The sequence below is a fragment of the Thermodesulfitimonas sp. genome, from assembly GCF_052743955.1.
The window spans coordinates 1-2,048 of record NZ_JBRAIN010000162.1 but is presented as its reverse complement, the minus strand read 5'-3'; the positions used below and the strand labels follow the sequence as shown (position 1 = coordinate 2,048).

Annotated in this window: 3 protein-coding genes; all 3 read right to left on the bottom strand. The window is 55.1% G+C overall.

Annotated elements, in window-relative coordinates:
• Positions 1 to 202 precede the first annotated feature (202 nt).
• Positions 203 to 673 carry an MOSC domain-containing protein gene (locus ACUVTA_RS09555; RefSeq protein WP_445952707.1) on the bottom strand — a complete coding sequence of 157 codons (471 nt, stop codon included), beginning with the start codon at positions 671 to 673 and terminating at the stop codon, positions 203 to 205.
• 457 nt (positions 674 to 1,130) lie between these two features.
• A complete protein-coding gene (locus ACUVTA_RS09550) occupies positions 1,131 to 1,553 on the bottom strand; it encodes a cytochrome b/b6 domain-containing protein (protein WP_445952706.1) in 423 nt (140 codons plus the stop codon).
• A 7-nt stretch (positions 1,554 to 1,560) separates the two neighbouring features.
• On the bottom strand, positions 1,561 to 1,725 hold the full coding sequence (locus tag ACUVTA_RS09545; protein WP_445952705.1) for a hypothetical protein: 165 nt from the start codon (positions 1,723 to 1,725) through the stop codon (positions 1,561 to 1,563).
• Positions 1,726 to 2,048: the final 323 nt, after the last annotated feature.

The following is a 2,048-nucleotide window of genomic DNA, read 5'->3' as shown; positions in this document are numbered from 1 at the left end:
GATCGCTCCCATTCTACCATGCCGCTTGTCTGGTGTTCTATGGGGTCAGTGTAAAGGGCAGAGGGGGTAGTTCCGTTTGTAGCCTGGAACAGAGGGGGGTGCTTTCGTTTGTAGCACTAGAAGAGTAAGTTTTTGCTTTTGCAGGAATTGATCCTGGGTGGTTGTTGTTAAAAGCAGATGGTTCGGCAGCAGAAGCTTGTCGTCACTTGGGCGGGCAGCCTACAGCAACCACTTCCACAGTATCTCCTACCTTAACCGTGCCGCTTTCGATTATCCGGACGAAGATCCCCTCCCGGGGCATAACGCAGTCCCCCGCCTGGCGCCGGACGGCGCAGGCGGTGTGGCACTCTTTTCCGATCTGGGTTACTTCGCCAAGCGCGGTGCCGATCCGCAGGAGAGTCCCCACGGGCAGGTGAGTAAGGTCCAGCCCCTGGGTAGTGATGTTTTCAGCAAAGTCTCCAGGCCCAACCTTCAGGCCCCGGGCCCGCATCTTCTCGATGCTTTCGAGGGCGAGGAGGCTTACCTGGCGGTGCCAGTCACCCGCGTGGGCGTCACCTTCGAGGCCGTGGCCGGCCACCAGCCTACCTTTACCTATGTTTTCTTTTCGTTCGCCCTTGTTCTTGCTCAGGCACACAGCTACGATCCGGCCCCGTGCCCCTTCGTTGTTTCGCATATCTTCCGGCGCCTCCCAGTTTAAAGCAGAAATCTTTGTTTTTTGTGCGGGCCTTTCCAGTGTCATGCCCGCGTCGCACCTACCAGCCTCTGAAATTCTTGAAAGCTCTCCCGGACCTGCAGCGGCAGGCGATCCGCCACACTTTTTTACCCCGGTAAATTTTCTCGGGTAGGTGCCGAAACTCTTCTTGCCAGGCAGAAGAAACAGCAAAAAAGCCAAACACCGCACTGTAGAGCGCGATTTGGCGTCGGTGAGTAAACTTGTAAGTCCATATCTAACGGGCCTTGGGATGTTGCCCTCCTCCCAAGGCCCTTTTGAAATTTATATCTGCGGGGTGGCTATTCAGTGCCCCCTGGCTCCTCAAACTTGACACCGCTAACGATGCTACCTAGGGTTCCGTTACGCTCCTCAATCTCCGCTAAAATGCCCATGTAAAGATAAAGAAGGCGAGAATGAGCTACATAGTAACGTAGTGGATAAGGCGGAGGTCCTGATTGGCAAAGAGGATCAGGAGCCGCCCGAAGAAAAACCGCCAGAAACCATCCTGAAAAGCTTCGGCGTAAAGCGCGAACCCGGTGAGGCCTTGCACCAGGATTAATAGCCCTACAACCAGATAGCTTAGCCCGGCTACTGGGTTGTGCCCTAAGTAGAGAGGGCGTTCCCGCTGCAAGAAGAGATAGTATTTGAGTTGCCGCCAGAAAAAGCTCCAGCGCTCCCGGCTGGTGGGGATCCATTCGCGCCAACTGGCGTAGCGGTTCCCGCGGAAAAACCAGTAAATGCGTACCAGCAGGGCTATCCCTAAAACAAACGCCGCCACCAAATGGACAGCGCGCATCCACCCCATCAGGTAAGCCTGCGCGGCATCACCAGATACGATCACGAAGAGGTTACCGATTAATGATTAGCGGCGACGCGTAAGCCGCGTGAGCCACGTGGCACGCCCCGCAGGCGTCCGGAAAGCCGAAGTAAGGCCCGTGGGGGCCGACTGCCCAGGCGATCCCGGGGAACAGCAAGAATGCAAGAACCACCAGGAAAAGCCTTAAGGTACGCATCGCGAATACCCCTTTTGAGCCCATCAAGAAAAGTTATCATACTTCGGCCCATTAATTGGTATTTTACTTTCCCGTTGTTAGGTCTCACTTTCGTTGACCGTAAATGATAGGGTTTTTCTCGAATTGTATGGCCTAATCGTTTTGTTCACATTCTGTGGCCTTTCTCGCTTTCTATGGCCAGTTATGGGAAGGACTATGGTCAGCCGTCCCGAAAATTGTCAAGGGACGGCTTTTTTGCGGGCAAAATGAAAGAGTTCCCAGGTCAGCGGTTTGGGGACCCTCCTGGGAACTCCCCCGCCCGAACGGCTCTGAGCCGTCCCGGA